Annotated in this window: 15 protein-coding genes; all 15 read left to right on the top strand. The window is 40.8% G+C overall.

Annotated elements, in window-relative coordinates; all coding sequences use genetic code 11:
• Positions 1-21 precede the first annotated feature (21 nt).
• A complete protein-coding gene (locus tag LV92_RS05715) occupies positions 22-1,797 on the top strand; it encodes a purple acid phosphatase family protein (RefSeq protein ID WP_111622683.1) in 1,776 nt (591 codons plus the stop codon).
• Positions 1,798-1,815: 18 nt separating this feature from the next.
• Positions 1,816-2,820, top strand: a complete 1,005-nt coding sequence (locus LV92_RS05710; protein ID WP_111622682.1) for a Gfo/Idh/MocA family protein — start codon at positions 1,816-1,818, stop codon at positions 2,818-2,820.
• 28 nt (positions 2,821-2,848) lie between these two features.
• Positions 2,849-3,493, top strand: coding sequence for an HAD family hydrolase (locus LV92_RS05705; protein WP_211322936.1), 645 nt, complete (start codon positions 2,849-2,851; stop codon positions 3,491-3,493).
• A gap of 574 nt (positions 3,494-4,067) precedes the next feature.
• A complete protein-coding gene (locus LV92_RS05700) occupies positions 4,068-7,043 on the top strand; it encodes a PSD1 and planctomycete cytochrome C domain-containing protein (protein ID WP_245946271.1) in 2,976 nt (991 codons plus the stop codon).
• 47 nt (positions 7,044-7,090) lie between these two features.
• On the top strand, positions 7,091-8,488 hold the full coding sequence (locus tag LV92_RS05695; RefSeq protein ID WP_111622972.1) for a DUF1501 domain-containing protein: 1,398 nt from the start codon (positions 7,091-7,093) through the stop codon (positions 8,486-8,488).
• 27 nt (positions 8,489-8,515) lie between these two features.
• Positions 8,516-9,460, top strand: coding sequence for a beta-propeller domain-containing protein (locus LV92_RS05690; protein ID WP_111622681.1), 945 nt, complete (start codon positions 8,516-8,518; stop codon positions 9,458-9,460).
• A gap of 5 nt (positions 9,461-9,465) precedes the next feature.
• A complete protein-coding gene (locus LV92_RS05685) occupies positions 9,466-10,872 on the top strand; it encodes a c-type cytochrome domain-containing protein (protein ID WP_111622680.1) in 1,407 nt (468 codons plus the stop codon).
• 124 nt (positions 10,873-10,996) lie between these two features.
• Complete coding sequence (locus tag LV92_RS05680; RefSeq protein ID WP_111622679.1) at positions 10,997-12,016, top strand: LLM class flavin-dependent oxidoreductase; 1,020 nt, start codon at positions 10,997-10,999, stop codon at positions 12,014-12,016.
• 147 nt (positions 12,017-12,163) lie between these two features.
• Positions 12,164-12,850: a carbohydrate-binding family 9-like protein gene (locus LV92_RS05675; protein WP_170126286.1), complete on the top strand. Its 687-nt coding sequence runs from the start codon at positions 12,164-12,166 to the stop codon at positions 12,848-12,850.
• A gap of 342 nt (positions 12,851-13,192) precedes the next feature.
• Positions 13,193-14,911 (top strand): PQQ-dependent sugar dehydrogenase, encoded by a 1,719-nt coding sequence (locus LV92_RS05670; protein ID WP_111622677.1) that lies wholly within the window; start codon positions 13,193-13,195, stop codon positions 14,909-14,911.
• A 43-nt stretch (positions 14,912-14,954) separates the two neighbouring features.
• The gene (locus LV92_RS05665) at positions 14,955-16,208 is read left to right on the top strand and encodes an amidohydrolase/deacetylase family metallohydrolase (RefSeq protein ID WP_111622676.1); all 1,254 of its coding nucleotides are present in this window, start codon (positions 14,955-14,957) and stop codon (positions 16,206-16,208) included.
• 59 nt (positions 16,209-16,267) lie between these two features.
• Positions 16,268-17,482, top strand: a complete 1,215-nt coding sequence (locus tag LV92_RS05660; protein WP_111622675.1) for an aminotransferase class V-fold PLP-dependent enzyme — start codon at positions 16,268-16,270, stop codon at positions 17,480-17,482.
• A 30-nt stretch (positions 17,483-17,512) separates the two neighbouring features.
• On the top strand, positions 17,513-18,094 hold the full coding sequence (locus LV92_RS05655) for a RidA family protein (protein ID WP_211322935.1): 582 nt from the start codon (positions 17,513-17,515) through the stop codon (positions 18,092-18,094).
• 254 nt (positions 18,095-18,348) lie between these two features.
• On the top strand, positions 18,349-18,912 hold the full coding sequence (locus LV92_RS05650) for a helix-turn-helix domain-containing protein (RefSeq protein WP_111622674.1): 564 nt from the start codon (positions 18,349-18,351) through the stop codon (positions 18,910-18,912).
• A gap of 74 nt (positions 18,913-18,986) precedes the next feature.
• Complete coding sequence (locus LV92_RS05645; RefSeq protein WP_111622673.1) at positions 18,987-21,488, top strand: heavy metal translocating P-type ATPase; 2,502 nt, start codon at positions 18,987-18,989, stop codon at positions 21,486-21,488.
• The last annotated feature ends 67 nt before the right edge of the window (positions 21,489-21,555 follow it).

Raw genomic sequence — 21,555 nt, 5'->3', positions numbered from 1 at the left:
AAAAAAAAGCATAGTAATCAAATGAGAAGATATATAGTTCTTTCTGCGGTCTTTTTAATTTTTTCCTGTTCCGAAACCAAAAAGGAAGAACAACAGAACCAGACCTCTGTAAAAGCGGTAATGGATAATGTAATCACCAGATTGTATGAAAAAGTAGACTCCACGGACTATGATTCCATTGACGATGCTTTTATGCTCAAATTTTTGACCGATGACGAGAAAACTACACTGGCTACACGTTATCAATATTTTAAAGTTAATGTTCCTGTAACGGTTTCTTTAATGAGACAGCTTGATCATAAAGCACCTTTTTGGCTTAAGGAAAGCGGTTTTGTAAAGACGGATAAAAGGGTAAAGAATGAAGTTAATGAGTATGAAGTTTGGGAAAAGGATTTTGATGCGGGTTGGGTTAATCTGGGAATCCCAGGGTTTGACAGGAATGGAGTCATCTATTTTATTTCTGTAGGCTCGCAGAAATCCAAAGAGGAACTTACTATTGGCGAGCGCTATCCTGAGGAATATTCTTTGGAAGTGTTTAAAAAAGGAGCTTTTACATACCATGACTGGTCCGACCTTAAAATTACGGAACTGCCTAAAGAACTTGAGGGTCAGGTATTGTTCACTACGGTTAGGGGAAGGGCCCGGGAAGCACATGTAGAAGGAGCATTTCGAGAAACGATATTCCCATCTTCCAATCAATCCGATCAGATTATGCTTACCTGGAGTGCGGATCCTACAAATTCTATGGATGTACAATGGAGAACCAATACTACCGTAAAAGATGGAATAGTACAGTATTGGAAGAAAAATACTTCCGACACCATTGCCTTAAATGCCTCTGTATCGGGTATGGAAGATAGAATGTTATACAATGACAGATATATAAATCGATTTACAGCCAATCTGAACAATTTGGAGGCTGGTACTACCTATGAGTATCGTGTAGGTTCGGTTGAAGAAAAGTCATGGTCTACGGTTAGGGACTTTAAGACCGAAGCCAAGGATGCCAAGGAGTTTTCGTTTATATGGTTTGGGGATACCCATAGGGATCCAAAATGGGCTCAAATACTCAATGATGCGGACCTCCGACATCCGGAAACGGCATTTTATTCTATTGCAGGCGATATTGTGACCACAGGACTTTACCGTACGGAATGGGACATGTTTTTCGGATATTCCAAAGATGTGTTCTCACATAGGCCCTTAATGCCCGTCCCCGGAAATCATGATCGGCAGGATGGTTTGGGAGCTTGGATGTATTATCAACTCTTTAGTTTGCCCACAAACGGACCTGAAAAAGTGGATCCGGAAAGCACTTACGCCTTCAAATATGGGAACGCTTTGTTCCTAATGATCGATTCAACCCAACCCAATGAAGCACAAACCGAATGGATAGAGAATCAATTGAAAAATTCTAATGCCACATGGAAATTCGTCATGTTTCATTTTCCTCCCTTTAATTTTGAAGAGCCCTATTTGGATATTCAACAGGAATGGGGTGGCCTTTTTGATACCTATCATGTTGATATGGTGATGTCTGGCCATATCCATTATTATATGCGGTCTAAGCCTATGAATAATGGCAAGGTTGTGGATTCCTTTAAAGATGGGACTGTTTATGCAGTATCTATTGGAACCAACGGTAATCATGATGATATAGGGGAAGAACCTTATGCTGAAAAGAGGTTCAAGGACGGTCAGTTTTATCAATATATGACTTTGACCGATAAAACTTTGAAATACACAACCTACAATCAGGACGGAGAAATTGTTGATGAACTTTTAATAAAAAAGTAATTATAAAATTTTAAACAGATGAAAACCAGAATAGCCCTTATAGGCGCAGGATTTATATCGGATTATCATGCTCGTGGACTGCAAACGCTAGCCGATGTTGAAATTGTGGCCGTGGTGTCCAAAAACCTGGATAATGCCCAAAAATTTGCCATTAAGTATAATATAAAAGAGGCTTTGAACGATATTTCATCGCTTGTAAAAAGAGATGATCTGGATGCAGTTATTATAAGCACACCCAATCAATTTCATGCTCCCTATGCCATAGAGTTTTTGCAAAATGGCAAGGATGTTTTTCTTGAAAAACCCATGGGAATGAGCGGTGATGAAGGTAGGAAAATTGCAGAGGTAGCTAAAAAACATAACCAATTGGTGATGGTGGGTCATATGTGGCGTTTTGATACCGATACCCGTTATATAAAGGATACCGTAGCCTCGGGAACAATAGGAAGAGTTTTTAAGACCAAAGGCTACGGAATTCATGAAAATTGGGGTCCTTCCGGATGGTTTACCAAAAAGGAATTGGCAGGGGGCGGGGCCTTGGCAGATATGGGGGTCCATGCCATTGATGCAGTAAGATATATCTTGGGAGATCCAAGACCCGTCAAGGTATATGCCAGAATTTCTACGGAATTTGGGGACTATGACGTAGACGATACGGCAATCTTGGTCATTACATGGGACAATGGTACTGAAAGTATAATAGAAAGTGGATGGTGGCATCCGCATATGGACGGACCGGAGGCCAGTACCAGCTTGTTTGGGACTAAAGGTTATGCCAATCTGTTTCCTACTTTTTTAAAAATGAAAGAAGGTGAAGGTACGGTAACAACTGTGCCAGAGCTTCCAAAAAGGGAAGATCATTGCGACCAAATAATCTATACCCGTCAAATGGAATATTTTGTAGAATGTATCAAAACTAGGCAACAACCAGTTCCAGGACTTATGGAAGGACAAATGGTATTGGACATAGTAGATGCTGCCTATAAATCGGCCGAAACAGGTGAGGTAGTCAACTTAATTTAATACCTATATTATTCAAAACATTAAAAAAATGGCTCTGAGTGATTTAAGGGATAATATTGAAAACATCATTTTTGATCTGGATGGTACCCTTTGGGACCCAATGCCGATGAGCATAAAGGCTTGGCATACAGCTTTGAATGGTTTTGATTGTATTAAAAATCCTATTTCCGAGGAAGATATACAGGGTATTTTGGGAATGCAGCACGACCTGGTAGGGAAGAAATTGTTTCCATATCTAAGCGAAAAGCAACAATTTGATGTTATGAACAGTTGCTATGTGCAGGAGGTAAATGACATTAAGGATTTCGGAGGGGTTTTGTACCATGGCTTGGAAGAAACCTTGAAGATCTTGGGGACTAAGTACGATCTGTATATAGTTAGTAATTGTCAGGCTGGTTATATCGAGGCCTTTTATGAATACCATGGTTTGGGCGCCTATTTCAAAGATTTTGAATGTTCGGGAAATACAGGAAAGTCCAAGACCGAAAATGTAAAAATGATCATTGAAAGAAACAAACTCTCCAAACCCATTTATATTGGGGATACCCTAGGGGATAATACGGCGGCGAATGGAAACCAAATACCTTTTGTTTTTGCCAAATACGGATTTGGTGATGTTCCCAATCCGGTACATATCATCAATAAAATTACCGATTTAAAGGATCTGCTTTAATCCGCACCTGTGTATAAGCATACTCCCTTCGATGGAGTCCCCTATCAAGCGGAGTCGCACATGCAACGGTTTTATAAAAGTTTCATCCGTCTTATTACTAGTTAGGAAATTATATACCCAATTAATGTTTATGTTTAGTTAGGTGTGTGATTTCTCCCTATTGGTCGAAATGACTGTAGTTGTCACTTCGACAGAGTCCCTTTTTGGGGACGACGAGAAGTCTCACAAGCTAGGTTTTCATTTTTGGAAACGTGATTTTATGTTTTCATGAGAGTGGTTACTTCACGGTTAGCTTTCAAAACGTTGTTGAGCCAATATTGTGATTTCTCCCTTATGGTGCGGATGACGAAAACAAAAAAGCTCCTTCCTTTAGCCAAAGAGAGGTGGCTTCGACGCAGGGTTTTGAAATTCCTTTCAACTTAAACGTCAGTTTTTTAGACGCATTCTTTATACGTATATAAATTACAATTCATTAGTTTTAGTAGGGTACAATTAATATCTATCCATGCAATTTAAATAGTTGGATTTAAGGCTTTGGATCTTTATATTTGACAATGACTATAAAATTTTGATAATGATTTTCAGGAGAGTAAAGAATCTGATTGTAATTTGTACGCTTGCAGGTTTAGGAATTTCCTGTGACCGATCAGAAAAATTCTCCGAACCCTTACCTAAGGTGGTCGACTTTAATTTTCATGTAAAACCCATATTGGTGCAGAATTGTTACTTGTGCCATGGGCCCGACCCTAGCAGTAGAAAAGCGGAATTGCGCTTAGATACTTACGAAGGAGCTACAGCGGCTCTTAAAGAAGGCGGTCATGCTATTGTACCCGGGAAGACTTCCAAAAGTAATCTGGTGCAGCGTATTTATAACGAGGATCCGGGAATGGTGATGCCCCCACCTGAGACCAATCTAAAACTTACAGAGAGGGAGAAAGCCTTATTAAATAAATGGATCGATCAAGGCGCGGAATGGAAGGAACATTGGTCATTCATTAGTCCAGAGACGAAAATTGCGATATCGGATCCAAAGGCCATTGATTTTTTAATAGACAAGCGTTTGGATGAAAAAGGCTTGGAAAAAGTTCCCGTTTCCAACAAAAACTCACTTATCCGCAGAGTATCTTATTTACTTACAGGTTTACCTCCGAATCCTAAGGAAGTACATGATTTTATCTCGGATACCAGTAGTGTAGCTTACGAAAAAATGGTAGACCGTTACCTGAATTCTTCTGCCTATGGGGAACGATGGGCACGACATTGGATGGACTTGGTGCGCTATGCGGAAACAAAGGGCCATGAATTTGACTATACCATAACGGGTGCCTGGAAATACAGGGACTATCTGATCAGGGCATTTAATGAAGATGTACCCTACGATCAAATTTTGAAGGAACATATCGCAGGGGACTTATTGGAGAACCCTAGGGAAAATAAGGACACTGGTGTTTCTGAATCTAGGCTCGGTACCACTTTTTTTGTTATGGGCGAGGGCACCCATAGCCCTGTAGATGTGCGCCAAGACGAGGCAGATCGGATTGATAATATGATCGACGTTACTACCAAGACATTTCAGGGGTTGACGGTTTCCTGTGCAAAATGTCACGACCATAAGTTCGATCCTATTACTGCGGCAGATTATTATGCGCTATATGGGGTAATGGAAAGTACAAGATTTTCACCTGTTCCTGCCGATGTTGGTAAAGAAAAAAAGTTGGCGGCCCATGAATTGGTCAAACTGAAGTCCTATATGCGAAAATTAGTGGCAGATAAATGGTCCACAGATAAAAATAATTATGAAAAGATAAATTTTGCAAAGAATACCGCTGGCCCCTCAACCAATAAAGACTATACCGTAATAGGTGATTTTAGAGGGATGGATTTTGACGGATGGACAAGTGATGGCTTTGCTTTTGGACAACGGACCACCTTGGGCGATCCCATAGTAGATCCAGCTACGGGCAAATTACTTGGATTACAGGATGGAAAGGCTTCCAGCAAGTTTATGGGGACGGGAATTTTTGGAGCATTACGATCCCCAAATATGGTCTTAGATAAAGATTTTGTTGGAGTTAGAGCCCTTGGACAAAATAGTAGTATCAGAATAATCATAGACAATTTTCAACTTATCCAAAATCCTATTTACGGGGGAATGGACCAAAAGGTGAATACCGAAAACTGGAATAATTTTGTTTTTAACGTTGCGGCCTGGAAAGGTAGAAAGGCGTATATTGAGATTATTCCTGGGGGCTATGAACGCCATATATATAATCTGCAGGAGGATGCATTTATAGAGGCACAATATGCCGTGACCTATGACGGGGAATGGCCCGCCGATTTGGAAAATAATATTAGTACAGAACAGACCAAAGATAATTGGGCCACCTTGGATATCTCCCCGGAGAACGTAAAAATGCTAAATAAGGATTTGAAGAAAGGAAAATTGCCTTTGAATTTCCCTGAATTGAAAACGGTGGTGGATAGCAGCCAACAGCTGGCCAAAAAATTAAAAACCGATTCCTTTTTTAATGGAATATATGATGGCTACGGAATTGATAGTCCTGTTTTTAATAGAGGCAATTATAAGGAGCCTTCTGAAGAACATATTCCTAGGAGATTTTTATCGGTACTGTCATTGGGCGATTCCATATTTAAATCTGAAGGTAGCGGCCGTAAGGAATTGGCGGAGGTAATGTTGAACAAGGATAACCCTTTGACATCCAGAGTAATGGTAAACCGGATTTGGCACCATTTGTTCGGCAAGGGGATAGTAGAGACTGTTGATAATTTTGGTCTACAGGGTAAATTACCCTCTCACCCGGAACTCTTGGATTATTTGGCCGTTAAATTTCAGAATGATGGTTGGTCCATAAAAAATATGATTAGGACAATTGTCACTTCGGAGACTTTTAAAAGAAGTACTTTGAGAAGTGATGGTCTTGCCAGTGCGGATCCCAATAATATTTATTTGGCATCTTTTCCCGTTAGAAGGTTGGAGGCTGAGGCCATTCGCGATGGAATACTGTTTGTTACTGAAAGTTTAGATTCCACCATGTACGGGCCACCGGTGGCCACTTATCTGACTGAATTTATGCAAGGACGTGGACGGCCAGGAAAATCGGGTCCCTTAGACGGGGAAGGGCGAAGAAGTATATATTTGGAGGTGAGGAGGAATTTCCTGGAGCCCATGATGACCACCTTCGATCGTCCAATTCCCTTTAGCACTTTTGGGAGTAGGAACGTTACCAATGTGCCTTCGCAATCCTTGATTTTAATGAACGATCCATTGGTTGCACAACAGGCCGAAATTATGGCCGAAAAATTGATGGAAAAAGGATTGGTCAGTTTTGAAGAAAAAGTGCAGTGGATCTATATGCAGGCTTTTTCGCGTTTGGCAACTTCGGAAGAACTAAAGAAGGCTTCCAGTTTTTTTAATATGTTAAGAACTATGGAAGGAAAGGAAAATGCCGAGGAGAACCAAGAAATGGAGGTCTGGAAAGAGTATTGCCATAGTATTTTTAATTTAAAAGAATTTATATACCTTATATAATGGGCCATCATCACAATACTAAACCAAAAGTGATTTCCCGGCGGGAAATGTTAGGCTTATCGGCCGGAGGTTTCGGATCATTGGCTTTTATGGGCCTATTTGGTACCCTGCCATTTGGTTGCAAAAGGGCAAGTCACCTAGAAACTGCTTCCAATCTTTATTTGGGACCACATTATTTGCCCAAAGCGAAAAACGTAATCTTCCTATATATGGATGGCGGAGTTTCCCAAGTGGACTCCTTTGATCCCAAACCACGTCTCGCCAAGGAGAACGGGGAGGATCCAAGAAAGAAATTTAAGGTAGATGCCACACAGTTCGACAATGTAGGGAAAATATTAAAAAGCCCCTGGGATTTTAAGCAATACGGAGAATGTGGAATGCCAGTGAGCGACCTTTTTCCTCATATTGCAACCTGCGTGGACGATATTGCCTTGATACGATCTATGGTTTCCAACTTTCCGGAACATACCAACGCCAATTATTTTTTACACACGGGCAGTGGACTACAGGGAAGGCCAAGTATGGGCGCTTGGATGAACTATGGTTTGGGAAGTGAAAACAAAAATATTCCCGGTTATGTTGTACTGGACGGAGGTTTAATACCTCCGGGTGGATTGGATAATTTTAAGAACGGATTCTTGCCGGCTTCGTACCAAGCTTCTGTTTTTAAAGCAGGTCCAGAGCCTGTGGCCAATATCAACCCAAGGGAAGGCATTAAAAACCTTCAAGAGGAGAAACTTCAGTTTATTAAGCAAATGGACGATAGTTTAATAGGCAAAATAGGGGAGGCCGATGCCGTGGAATCTGCAATTTCCAATTATGAACTTGCGTATAAAATGCAATCCTCCATTCCTGAGCTTACCGAGTTTAAAGAGGAGACTGAGGCTACCAAAAAATTATATGGATTGGATTCCGACGACCCCCATCTTAGAGGATATGCCTCCCAATGTATTTTGGCCCGAAGGCTGATCGAACGTGGAGTTAGGTTTGTAGAACTTACTTGCCCTAATGTAGGTGCCGATAGGTGGGACCAGCATAGTAACTTAAAGGTAGGCCATGAAAGAAACGCCCATGCCGTCGATCAACCTATAGCCGGACTGCTCAAGGATTTAAAATCCCGTGGTCTCTTGGAGGAAACATTGGTGGTGTGGACCGGAGAATTTGGAAGAACACCCTTCGCACAGGGATCGGATGGAAGGGACCATAACCCATCGGCATTTAGTATGTGGATGGCAGGAGCAGGTGTAAAGGGAGGTACTATCTTTGGAAAAACGGATGAATACGGATATCGGGTAATAGAAAACGAAGTAACGGTACATGACCTTCATGCTACCATTATGCATTTGCTGGGAATAGATCACAAACAATTGACCTTCAGATTTGGGGGCCGTGACATGAGATTGACAGATGTTCACGGGAATTTAGTAAAGGATATTTTAGCCTAAACCAAACTTTAATTATAATAAACGCATATGACTATTTTTAGTAAAGGACTGCTCCTTTTAATGATGTCCCCCCTGTTTTTAGTGGGTCAAGCTGCTAGCCTAACATCCGAAAATCACGAAATAATTAAAAATGAAATTAAGCATTCGTTTTTTTTAGCCGGACCCAATTTTACAGGTATTATTGGAGAGGACGGAGAGGAAATCTGGGATTCCGGAAAAAAAAGTGCCAGGGATGGCTATGTCTTGAAAAATGGCAATATTCTTATTTGTTGGGCAGATGAAGTGCGGGAATACAACAAGCAAAAAAAGGTAGTTTTTACCTACTCCAGAGCGGAAGAATCCATGGAATTGGGAACAGCGGTGCGCTTATCCAATGGTAATACCATGATTACCGAATCTGGATCAAATCCAAGAATAGTTGAGGTTAATAAAAAAGGAGTGGTAGTAAAGAGTGTACCACTAAAACCAGATACCGATAACATTCATATGCAGACAAGAATGGCCAGAAAATTGCCCAATGGAAATTACTTGGTACCCCATTTATTGGCCTTTGCCGTTAAGGAATACCAACCGGACGGTAATGTGGTAAATGTTTTTAAAACAGATTTGGCAGAATTGGGAGGAAGGGAAGCAGAAAATTGGCCTTTTACAGCGATTCGTCTTGAGAATGGCAATACCATGGTTACCTTGACCCATGGAAATAAGGTGGTAGAATTTGATTCTAATGGAAAGGTGGTATGGAAAGTATCCAATTCCGATTTGGAAGGGACTCCTTTTGTTGATCCCTGTGGGGCTCAAAGATTACCCAACGGAAATACTGTAATTGCCAGTTACGGGGCACAAAAGGGAATAAAACTATTTGAAGTGTCTCCCGACAAATCTATGGTCTGGAGCTACGAGGGGCATAGGGCACATCACTTTCAGATTTTGACCACCAATGGAAAACCCTTGAAAGGCACTCCACTTAAATAGTATAAATGGGTCTTATTTTATTATTGAACGGGGGTATTTTAGATAATCCTCCAGATATTGTTCTTTTTCTTGGCAGGTTTCACCCCGTAGTAGTTCATCTTCCCATTGGATTCCTAATTATGGCCATTTTGTTACAAGTGGCTGCCCGGTGGCCCAAATACAAGCCCTTGACGATCTATATCCCACTAGCATGGCTTATGGGAGCTGTAAGTGCACTCATAGCTGTAATTTTTGGTTATTTCCTTTCCCTTAGTGGCGATTATGATGAGGATATCCTATTCTGGCATCAATGGGCCGGTATTGTACTAATGCTAATGTCCTTTGGTTGTTACTTCATTAATAAAAAATGGAATAATTCTCTATCCGTTCCCAAATGGGCCTTAGTTTTTTTAGTCGGTTTTTTGCTGATGTTTACAGGGCATTTGGGAGGTAACCTAACCCATGGCTCTACCTATTTATTGCAATATGCGCCAAATCCCGTTAGGTATATGGCTGGATTACCATCCAAGGTAGAGCCCCGTAAAAAGGTTGCGGTATTGGATTCTGCTGATGTGTTTCTGGATTTAGTATTACCTATGATGCAATCCAAATGTGTTGGTTGTCATAACGAAGGCAAAAAGAAAGGAGGCCTTTTACTCACTTCCTATGCGATGATGATGCGCGGAGGTGAAAGTGAAAATACCATCGTGCCGGGCGATGCTCTGAAGAGCGAATTGGTACGAAGGATTACCCTACCTATGGAGCATGACGATTTTATGCCTTCAGAAGGCAAGTTGCCGTTGACAGATCAAGAAGTAGTGCTGATTAAATGGTGGATTAAAATTGGCGCCCCATCCAATGGTTTTGTTACCCAACTGGATACAGAAAAAGCACTAACCTCTTTGGTGAGCAATTATCTTGGATTGGATAAGAACAATCTTTTTAATAAGAAAGTTCCTCCTCCCGATCAGGCTGTGGTCGATTCCTTGATAAATCGCGGGTTTGTCATCAATCCTTTGATGAAGGATAATTATTTTATAGACGCTAATTATAGTTTAAGCGAATACACTCTTGAAGCATCCGATATGGACATCCTTTTAAAACTAAAAGAGCAATTGGTTTGGCTAAACTTGGGCAATTCCAAGGTCAAGGACGCATATCTCGAAAAAATTGGGTTACTGCAAAATTTGGTAAAGTTGGACCTTAAGGGAAATGAAATTTCAGATGCTGGCATAAAACACTTGTCGAAACTGGAGAATTTGGAATCCCTTAATCTATACGGAACAAAAATTTCAAAAGGAGTTTTGGAACTCGTGCCTCAACTAACTAGGTTAAAGAAAATCTATCTCTGGCAAACCCAAGTAACAAGTGAAAACATAGCCGAATTAAAAAAAGAAAATCCAGGTCTTACCGTTATATATGAGCGGGAATAATTTTAGATTTTCAATCCTAGTTTTTTCCTTTTATCGATTGTAGACTTCATAAATTTGTTTCGTTTTAAGTATTGATAACCATTTTCGACTAAGGTTTTGAAATACACTCAAAAATATCAGGAAGATGGCGCATAATAACGGCGAAAACATAGGGGACATTAAACTCTCTGTTTTGGATTTGGTGCCTGTGGCAGAGGGATCAACAGCACTGCAATCCATACGGAAGAGCTTGGAATTGGCTCAACATGTGGAAAGTTTGGGTTTTGAGCGGTTTTGGATATCCGAGCATCATAATATGGAAAGCTTGGTGAGTTCGGCCACGCCAATTTTAATAGGATATATTGCTCAAGGCACCAAGACGATTAGGGTAGGCTCTGGAGGAATTATGTTGCCCAATCACGCCCCTTTAATTGTGGCGGAACAATTTGGCACCTTAGAGACACTTTATCCGGGGAGAGTGGACTTAGGTTTGGGAAGAGCTCCTGGAACCGATCAACTAACGGCCAAGGCCTTAAGAAGGGATCGTACGGAAACTGTGCACGATTTCCCAAGGGATATAGTAGCATTACAGACTTATTTTTCTAAAGAAAACAGTCAAGCAGCAGTACGGGCCATTCCTGGAGAAGGCTTGGAGATTCCGTTGTATTTACTGGGTTCAAGTACATTTAGTGCACAATTGGCGGGGGCAAAGGGATTGCCATATGCTTTTGCGAGTCATTTTGCACCAACCCATTTGCACGAGGCTCTTAGGCTTTACCATCAAAACTTTGAAGCTTCACAACAATGTAAAGCTCCCTATACTATTGCCTGTGTAAATGTAATTGCTGCTGAAACAGACGAAAAGGCCAGATATTTGGAGACCAGCCTTCAACAATTGGCCCTAGGAATTATAAGAAATACAAGAAGGCCCTTGCCACCACCAGTAGAGAGTATGGATGGTTTATGGCTGGGGATGGAAAAAGCCCAAATACAACAAATGATGCACTATAGTTTTGTAGGATCAAGAGAAACTATAAAAGCACAACTTGCCGATTTTATTGAAGCAACCCGGGTCAATGAAATAATGGCTGTATCCCATATCTTTGATCATAAGGACCGCCTAAAATCTTATGAAATTTTGAGTAGCCTTCTGAGAGAGGAGTAATATTCCTGTATAAATTCTTGTTTATTATTATGGTTATAATTTTGGTAACTTCAAGTCTGGATGACAAATTTTAGCTAATTTGTACTATTATAAGATTTGACGTATATGTGTAAAAGGAAATTATTTATTTTGTGCCTATGCGGGATAATGATGTCTTGCAAATCTGAAATACATAGTCAGGAGAAAATGCTAAGTGTCAAAGAAATAGAATTTAACGGACAAGTTGATTTGGAACAGGTATCCCGACTTTTGGAAGAGCATACCGAACTACAGGCGATTGACTTAGTAAATTGGGATCAATTTTCTTATCGGCCAAGTGTAGCGTTTAGGATAGCACATAGCAATAATGCTATTTGGATAAAATATTACGTCAAGGAAAAAAACCTTCTAGCCAGTGTTGGGGATACCAATGGACCAGTGGCCCGCGATAGTTGTGTAGAATTTTTTTTTGACCCCCTAGGGAACGGGGATTATTATAATTTTGAATTCAATTGTATCGGCACCGTCCATTTGGCTTATGGACCAGGAAGAGGTCAGCGTCAATTTGTTGACCCAAATACCATAAGGAATTTGATTGATGTAGAAAGCTCTTTGGGATCACAAACTTTCACGGAAAGAACAGGGGATTTTTCTTGGGAAATGACCATAATAATACCTGCTGAGATCCTGACCCATAATCCTGAAATTAAATTAAAGGGCTTAAAGAGCACTGCAAATTTTTATAAATGTGGCGATGCTACTTCCCAACGCCATTATTTAACCTGGAATCCGGTTGGAACCGAAAAGCCAGATTACCACAGACCCGAATTTTTTGGCAAACTGATATTTCAGTAGACATTAGGAATGAAACAATTATTTGATTTTGAAATAGGATATTTTTAAAGGGTAATTTTTGTTAATCTACTACTCTAAGGAGTGATTTTCTTCGAATTGAGTAAAATAATTGTTAAATATTGCTAAAAAATACTCTGATTATTCTAAAGTATTGTTAAATTTAAGATGTGTTCGAACACATCCTGAAGATTTACGGCTTAGTTCAAATGGGGTATCAATAATACTATTATAATTCCGGACAATTAAAATTTCGTGCTAGAATAGGAATAGGATTTATGAAGGGGCTGATAAGTTTCCTGTCTTCAGGGATCGATTCAAATATTTTTTCTAAATGTAAATACAATGCTAGTTTCCCCGCATTTCAAAAAACTAATTTTTTGTATTGCCCCGGTATTGTTTTTGGTCCAATGTGAGCAAAAACCACCTAACGGAGGTCTTTTTTTACCTGATGGTTTCAAGGCGGTAGTGGTCGTGGATAGCATAGAGGAAAGGGTTCGGCATATGGCTGTTACCAACGATGGTATATTGTACGGTAAACTTAGAAATTCCAGTGAAAAAGGAGGCATAGTTGCACTTCAAGACAAAAATAATGATGGCAGGGCCGAGGTAATTGAAAAATTTGGGGCGTACCGCACGCTTCAAAAATGGAGTTATTCAACGGCCATGAGAATCTATAATGGCTATCTATATTTTAGTTCTGAACTGGTTATTTATCGATATAAATTAAAACCTGGAACTTTGATTCCTGAAGGGGAAATGGAAATAGTCATGACCGATGACCATGAGCATGGTAAGCACGAACATATAGGGAAACCCATTGCTTTTGATAACAAGGGTCATATGTATGTTCCTTTTGGAGCCCCTTCCAATGCTTGCCAAAACCCTAAAAGAACACCGGGAGCTCCTGGCATGGATCCATGTCCACAATTGGAGGACCATGGCGGTGTCTGGCGCTTTGACGCCAATAAACTGGGTCAGACGCAAAAGGACGGTTATAAATATGCTTCAGGTATACGAAGTGTTGTAGCAATGGATTGGAATTCTCAGGATGAAAATCTGTATATTGTAATGCACGGACGGGATGATTTGCTTAGACTGTTTCCCAATATCTATTCCGGTTGGGACAGTGCCTTGCTCCCTTCCGAAGAATTTATAAGGGTTACGGAAGGTTCAAATTTTGGGTGGCCCTATTGTTATTACGACCAAATGTTGGGAAAAAAGGTGCTCGCCCCTGAATACGGGGGTGACGGAAACATTATCGGGAGATGTCAGGATTTTGATGATCCTATCATGGGTTTTCCCGGGCACTGGGCACCAAACGATTTGGTATTTTATGATGGGGATAAGTTGCCAAAGCGATATAAAAATGGGGCTTTTATAGCTTTTCATGGATCAACTAACAGAGCACCTTATCCGCAATCCGGGTATTTTGTTGGATTTGTTCCCTTTAAGGACGGAAAGCCTTCCGGGGATTGGGAGGTTTTTGCTGATGGTTTTGCAGGGGTAGATCCCATCGTAAGTGTTAAAGATGCCGAATATAGGCCTATGGGTATTGCATTTGGTCCGGACGATAGTATGTACATTTCCGATTCAGTAAAGGGAAGGATATGGAAGATAGTTTTTGAGGGCGACAAAAATAATTTTGGGCGGGATCAATTGGCGAAAATGGATAAAAGAAAGCTATTGGCCCACATTAGAACACCCGATGAAACCAAGGATAACCTTATGGCGGGAAAATTTACTGGAGGTGAAAAGGTTTATTTTACCTATTGCAGTACCTGTCATCAACAGGATGGTAGAGGTGCAACAGGTAGATTTCCACCTTTGAACGGAACGGAATGGGTAATTGGTGACAAGGAGAGGTTAATCAATGTTATTTTAAATGGAATGGACGGTTCTATGGAGGTGAACGGGGAGGTCTACAATGGGGTAATGCCACAACATAGTTTTTTGAGTGATGAAGAAGTGGCCGATGTACTGACCTATATCAGGACCAATTTTGGGAATGATGCCGGGGAGATAAAAACAGAAGAAGTAAAGAAGCTAAGAAACAGTTTATAGAATTTATGTGCTAGGTGTTTAGATCAACTAATATTTTTAAAAAATGAAAAATATACTAAAAAATCGGATTTGGGTTATTATTTTATTGCTTGTGGCAACTACTTCCTTGACCGCGCAGGAATACGATATCTTGATTAAGGGGGGGCATGTGGTAGACACAAAAAATAGTTTGGACCAAGTAATGGATGTAGCCATAAAAGATGGCAAAATCGCAAAAGTAGATTCTAAAATTCCGGAAAACCAAGCAAAAAAGGTGATTGATGCTAAGGGGTTAATAGTGGCTCCCGGACTCCTTGATATTCATGGGCACAATTTTTTTGGGACCGAGGAGGATGCGTATTTAAGTAATAGTTTTAGTGCCTTGCCCCCTGATGGATTTACCTTTAGAAGTGGGGTCACCACTATTGTTGATGTAGGTGGAGCCGGTTGGAAGAATTTTAGGCAGTTTAAGGAGCAGACAATCGATCATTCAAAAACAAGGGTATTGTCTTTCTTAAATATTATTGGATCGGGCATGAAGGGAGGTGCCATTGAGCAAAATATAGAGGATATGAACCCTAAAATGACAGCTTATGTTGCCTCGCAGCACAAGGGAACCATAGTAGGGGTGAAATTGGCCCATTACAGCGGTTTTGATTGGGAGCCAGTAAACAGGGTGGTTGAAGCGGGTAACATGGCCGATATCCCAGTTATGATCGATTTTGGAGGCAGTGAACCCGAGTTGTCCCTAGAAACATTGCTTATGGAAAAGCTTCGTCCTGGTGATATATTTACCCATGCGTATGCCCATGTAAAAGGGAGAACTCCTGTGGTGGATGAAAATGGCAAGGTAAGCAAATATGTCCTTGAAGCTCAGAAACGAGGAATCATTTTTGATGTTGGCCACGGCGGTGGCAGCTTTGTGTTTGCGCAAGCCATTCCGGCCATAGAACAAGGTTTTTTACCTAATTCTATAAGTACTGATCTACACACCGGAAGTATGAATGGGGGAATGAAGGATATGCTCAATATTATGTCTAAATTCATCAATATGGGGTTGACAGTAAAGCAGGTAATTGAATATTCAACTTGGAATCCGGCCCAATATATTAAACGGACGGATTTGGGACACCTGACTGTGGGGGCTGTGGCAGACCTAACTATTCTAAACCTAAGAAAAGGGAACTTTGGGTTTATTGATACTCAGGGGAAAAGAATGATGGGCGACCAAAAATTGGAATGTGAGCTAACCTTAAGGGAGGGAGATGTGGTTTGGGACCTTAATGGCATTTCCAGACCTATGTGGAATGCGAAGTAAACCCGTTTAAAGGAAATAGTCTACGGGAAATGAATTGGTTAATCTAAAAAATATGAATTATGCTTAGTAGGAGAAAATTATTAAAGACCTTATCCAGTGTTCCAGTGGTGGGCGGATTGGTAGGTACTGGACTATTAACGCCACAATTGCTTGGTGCTGCAGTGAGCCAACCGGCAAAACGGAATTTTTTCAAGGAGCTGGGTCTACGCACATTTATCAATGCAGCAGGAACTTATACTTCTATGACTGGTTCTTTAATGTCTGAAGAGGTTACTTCGGCAATCGTATTCGGCGCAACGGAATATGTAGATTTGGATGATCTTCAGGACAAGGTTGGTGAAAGAATAGCAGAATTGTTACAGTGTGAATATGCCACGGTATCATCAGGAGCGTTCGGTGCCATGTCTATTGGTCTTGCAGGGGTCATTTCTGGAATGGATTCCGAAATAGCTGCTCAACTTCCGGATACCACAGGGCTAAAGCATGAGGTAATAATTCAGGAGGGCCATAATATTGGTTACACACATGCCCTTTTAAACGTTGGCGCCAAATTAGTGGTGGTAAAAACAGCCAAGGAAATGGAGAAGGCCATTAACAAAAATACGGCAATGCTCTGGTTTTTGAATGCCAATACGGATAACGGAGAAATTAAGTATGATGAGTTCTTAGCCATTGGAAAAAAACACAATATTCCAACTTTTATTGACTGTGCCGCAGACGTACCCCCAGTGGAAAACTTATTTAAGTTTACCAAGATGGGATTCGATTTAGTAGCATTTTCAGGCGGAAAAGGAATTAGAGGGCCACAAAGTGCGGGATTATTACTTGGAAAAAAAGACCTTATAAAAGCTGCGCGAATTCATTGTCCGCCACGTGGATCTACTATTGGCAGGGGGATGAAAGTAAACAAGGAAGAAGTTCTGGGTATGTTGGTGGCCTTGGAATTGTATTTGGCAAAAGATCATGAAAAGGAATGGGAGTTATGGGAAAATCAAATAAAATTAATTAGCGACAGTGCCTTATCCGTAAAAGGAGTGCAGACAGAAATACACGTGCCACCTTATGCCAATCATGTCCCTTCCCTGCGTATTAAATGGGATAGCAATTTGGTTAAGATTAGTCCAGAGGAAGCCAGGAAAAAGTTAATGGAAGGTCACCCTGCTATAGCAACTGTGGGCGACAAGGAAACTATAGGCATAACTACATGGATGATGGATCCTGGACAAGAAAGAATAGTAGCCAAACGCCTTAAGGAAGTATTGGAGAATGTATAATAAATAGAAATTAGTTTTTAAAGCAAGCGTATGAATTTCAAGTATTTTTTAGTCCCATTAATGGCTATAATTACCATTTCCTGTAACACAAAAAAGGAAGATGTAGGGACGCCGGTAAAGATAGAAACCCCAACGATTCCGGCCGATTACAATCCAGAGGAAAAACTAAAAGAACTGGGCATAACCTTAATGGAAGCCAGTGCTCCCGTAGCCAATTATGTAAATGCCGTTCGCTCCGGAAATTTAATTTTTCTATCGGGAAAAGGGCCACTCCAGAGTAATGGGGAAAATATTGAGGGCAAGGTCGGGACAGATTTAACCATAGAGGAGGGTTATGAGGCTGCCCGAATTACGGGGATTAATCAATTATCCGTCTTAAAATCGGAATTGGGAAATTTAAATAAGGTAGTAAGAGTGGTCAAGGTCTTAGGTATGGTAAATGCCGGGCCAGATTTTCCCGATCATCCCAAGGTGATCAACGGATATTCAGATTTAATGGTGGCCGTATTTGGAGAAAGGGGAAAACATGCCCGCGCTGCCGTAGGTATGGGGTCCCTTCCCGGGAATATTGCCGTAGAGATCGAAATGATAGTTGAGGTAATGCCAGACTGACCGTGATGTCAAAATTGTGTATTTCTTCTTTTTAATTATCATAATGTTACCTGCCTTGGACTCGTGTTAACAGCTGCTGGATTTCCATGTAGGAGCCGGAGGTGATTTCCTTTTGTAACAAACGCTCTATTGATGCCAATGAATTCCTCTTCGCACCTTTGGAAGGGGAATATTGTTATATTTATTTATGATAGTTTTGTAGTAAAGTCCGCAACTAAAGGTTGGGCTATACCCTAATTTCAAATCTTTAACAGATGAAAAAACTTCTGATCAAAAATATGGTTTGCGATAGATGTAAAACCATTTTGGCACAGGAGTTTTCCAAAGCTGGGATTGCCATTGTATCTATAAAATTAGGAGAGATCGTTTATGAGGAAAACGTTGACAACGATGATGAAATAATAGAAGGCATATTGAAAAATAACGGCTTCGAATTGGTTAAGGATACATCGGATATGATCATTGAAAACATTAGAATCGAATTAATTAATACGATCAAAAATGGGGAAAATGATATAGCAGGGAACATGTCTACCTTCTTGTCCGAAAAATTGAATAAAGACTACTCTATTCTAAGTAAAATGTTCAGTAAAAGGAAAGGTGTAACCATTGAAAAATACTACATCGATCTAAAAATCGAAAGGGCCAAGGAACTTATCCAAATGAACGAACTCAATTTTTCCGAAATTGGTTATGCCCTAAATTATAGGAATAGTAGCCATTTGGCCTCGCAGTTCAAGTCGGTCACCGGCATGTCTATGGGTGAGTATAAAAAATTACAACAATGGGATAGAAAACCGCTGGACAAAATTATGTAAAGAATCTCCATAATTGTAAAAAGTGTTCCGTATCAATATGTTTAATTTTACTTACGAATTAAAAATGCTTGGAGATGAGACACACATATAAAATACACGGGATGACCTGCAACGGTTGTAGAGCGCATGTAGAGACTACCTTAAATTCAGTGGAAGGCGTTACCCAGGCAACTGTAGATCTGGAAAAAGCCGAAGCTGTCATTGAAATGGAAGGGCATTTACCCCTATCTGCTTTTAAGAAGGCCTTGGAAGATGATGGCGGTGCTTATGGCATTTCTATACCCGGTGAGGAAAACGAACTTCATTCCCCTAAAAAACAAAAGGCCAAGGGTAAGGGAACAGGGACCTTCTATTGCCCCATGCATTGTGAGGGAGATAAGACCTATGATCAGCCGGGGGATTGTCCGGTTTGTGGAATGGTTCTGGTGGAAGAGGTAAAAATGAATGCCAACAGCGGGACTCAATACACCTGTCCCATGCACCCTGAGATTGTCGAGGATGAACCAGGATCCTGTCCTATCTGTGGAATGGACTTGGTGCCACTAAAGGCAGATGTTTCGGCAGAGGAGAAAAACTATAAAAAATTATTGAAGAAATTTTGGCTAGCCCTTGCCTTTACGTTGCCCATTTTTATTATTGCCATGTCCGAGATGGTACCCAATAACCCTTTGTATACAATTTTGGATATGAAATATTGGAATTGGATCCAATTTGGAATGTCCATTCCTGTAGTATTTTATGCTACTTGGATGTTTTTTGAAAGGGCATATCGCTCAATAAAGACATGGAATTTAAATATGTTTACGCTTATTGGGATCGGGTCTGGGGTTGCTTGGTTATTTAGTGTATTCGGAATGCTTTTTCCAGATATTTTCCCTTCCCAATTTAAAACCCATCACGGCACGGTACATGTTTATTTTGAGGCCGCTACGGTAATATTGACACTAGTTTTATTGGGACAGCTTTTGGAGGCCCGGGCCCATAGTAAGACGAATAATGCAGTGAAAGAGCTGTTAAAACTTGCACCCAATAAGGCCATTAAAATGGTGGATGGGAAAGAAGAAGTCATTGCCATCGATAAAATTAAAATAGGGGATTTGCTCAGGGTTAAGCCGGGGGATAAAATTCCTGTAGATGGGGTCATTCATGAGGGATTGAGCTCGGTGGACGAATCCATGATTACAGGAGAACCTATACCGGTAGATAAAAAGGAAGGCGACCAGGTAAGTTCCGGAACTATAAACGGAAACCAATCCTTTGTGATGACGGCGGAAAAAGTGGGCTCGGACACTTTGTTGGCACAAATTATAGAAATGGTCAATAAAGCAAGTCGTAGTCAGGCCCCCATTCAGAAATTGGCGGATAAAATTTCAGGATATTTTGTTCCCGTGGTGGTATTGGTTTCTGTAATTACTTTTATTGTTTGGGTTGTTTTTGGTCCCGAACCCAAATATGTCTATGCCCTGGTAAATGCTATTGCCGTATTGATCATAGCCTGTCCCTGTGCCTTGGGCTTGGCCACACCAATGTCTGTTATGGTAGGAATAGGTAAAGGGGCACAATCCGGGGTGCTGGTGAAAAACGCTGAGGCTTTGGAGAAAATGAACAAAATTGATACATTAATAATCGATAAGACTGGAACAATTACAGCAGGCAAGCCATCTGTGGAAAAGGTAGTGGTTAGCTCGGACGACTACCCAGAGGAAAAAGTGTTGCAATACATTATATCACTCAATCAAATGAGCAAACATCCCTTGGCTGAAGCAACGGTTGCATACGGGAAGGAACAAGGAGCGGAAATATTGAAGGTGTCGGAATTCAATTCGGTCACAGGAAAAGGCGTAACAGGAATTGTTAATGGGAAAAAGCTGGCCTTGGGGAATGAAAGAATGATGGAGGAAGTCAAGGCCACAATGTCGGAGGAGCTTACCAATAAGGTTAAATCACAGCAGCAGCTCGGAAAAACGGTTTCCATGATTTCAGTGGACAGTATTGCGGTGGGATTTGTTGTGATTACAGATAAAATAAAAGAAACCAGCAAAAAGGCCATTGCAGAATTGCAATCCTTGGGAATATCGGTAATCATGTTGACAGGCGATAACTATGATACGGCAAAGGCTGTGGCGGAGGAACTTGATCTTACCGATTTTAAAGCTGGGATGCTTCCTCAGGACAAGCTTAATGAAGTGGAAGGCTTACAAAAACAGGGCAAAAAAGTTGCCGTGGCAGGCGATGGTATAAACGACGCACCTGCCTTGGCGAAGAGCGAGGTTGGGATTGCCATGGGAACAGGTACCGATGTGGCTATTGAAAGTGCTTCCATCACTTTGGTAAAAGGAGATTTACAAGGAATAGTAAAAGCTAGGAACTTAAGTGTAAAAGTGATGGGAAATATTAAACAAAACCTGTTTTTTGCACTTGTATATAATACGCTTGGTGTCCCCATTGCGGCTGGTGTTCTATATCCATTTTTTGGGCTTCTATTATCACCCATGATAGCCGCTTTGGCTATGAGTTTTAGTTCGGTTTCCGTAATTGCGAATGCACTTAGACTGAGAAATGCCGATATTTCTTGATCCGGTCCTTTCATGAAAATCGACAAAATATGCCTTGGTTTATTATTTTAATCTTTACATAACGATC

It is taken from the genome of Arenibacter echinorum, from assembly GCF_003259375.1.
In the GTDB taxonomy this organism is placed as follows: Bacteria; Bacteroidota; Bacteroidia; order Flavobacteriales; family Flavobacteriaceae; genus Arenibacter; species Arenibacter echinorum.
The sequence above is the reverse complement of the archived record's forward strand: the minus strand, read 5'-3'. Positions and strand labels throughout refer to the sequence as shown.